Genomic DNA, 1,237 nt, shown 5'->3' with positions numbered 1-1,237 from the left:
TCGGTGACACCGCCTCCCTGCAGCGCCGCCGCGCCGACGCGGTCGGCATCATCGCCGACCCCCGCTACACCGAAGAACTCCTCCACCAAGCCCACGAACACCTTCGCACCACGACCCCACCCGAACCACCGCCGCCCACCCACACCGACCCACCATCCGCACCCACCACCCCGACCACCACCCCGAACACCACCCACCGAAGTCCCGACGGCTCCAGGCCACCCAGCGCCCAGAAAACTGGCGCCTCCACTGATCCGGGCACCGCCCCAGACACTCGCGCGGGCACGAACCAAAGCACTGGCGCCTCGACCGCCTGGGGCGTCGCGTCAACGGCCGACCCGGCCACAGATCAACGCGGAGCTCCGACGACCGGTCTCGGCAGTGCGCCTGGGTCTGGACCGGTGATCGACAGCGCGACGACCGCGGATCAACGCGGAACTCCGACCACCGGTCCCGGCAGTGCGCCTGGGTCTGGACCGGTGATCGACAGCGCGACGACCGCGGATCAACGCGGAACTCCGACCATCGGTCCCGGCAGCGCACCTGGGCCTGGACCGGTGATCGACAGCACGTCGACCGCCGATCAACGCGGAGCTCCGACCACCGGCCGCGGCAGTCCGCCGGCGGCTGATCCTGTGGTCAACGGCGAGACGACGACGGCCGACCTGCCTCCTGCTCCGGCCACCGCGCCGCCACCCGCGCCTGCGCGCGCTGCCAAGGGCGATGCTGACCGCGGGTCTGGGCGCAACGCCGGGCGTGCTCTGCATGGTGGGCGTGGGCGGGATAGCGACGACTGCGGTGGCTGGTCGGGTGACGACCGCCTGCTGATCGACTGGGGCGAGCCCGGTCCGGAGGACGAGGCCGATCGGGACGCACCGTACCCCGGCGACAGCGAGCTGCCCGACCCGCTCGACGCGCCGTACCGCGAGGCGATCGAGCCGTTCGAGCCAGGGCTGCGCACCGACGACACGGACGGCGAGCCGCTCGACGCCGCGGCGCGGCGGGTGCTGGACGCCCGGCTCGCGCAGATCCGGCGCGACGCCCACACCGACCCGGGTTCGGGGCGGGCGGCGCGGCCCGGGCGGACCGAGGTCTACGTGCACCTCACCGACCAGACGCTGGCCACCGGGAGCGGGGTGCTACGCGCCGAAACCATCGGCCCGCTGCTCGCGACCCAGCTCGCCGAACTGATCGGGCACGGCCCCTACACCGTCAAGCCGGTCATCGATCTCAACGA

At 73.0% G+C, this 1,237-nt stretch carries 1 protein-coding gene; it reads left to right on the top strand.

Features of this window, described 5'->3' with window-relative positions; genetic code table 11:
- Window positions 1-479 precede the first annotated feature (479 nt).
- On the top strand, window positions 480-1,237 hold a 758-nt coding region (locus ACIBL3_RS47290; RefSeq protein ID WP_396360627.1), incomplete at its 3' end, for a hypothetical protein.

The organism is Kribbella sp. NPDC050124 (assembly GCF_044460355.1).
Taxonomy (GTDB): Bacteria; Actinomycetota; Actinomycetes; order Propionibacteriales; family Kribbellaceae; genus Kribbella.
This window is presented reverse-complemented; position numbering and strand designations above follow the sequence as displayed.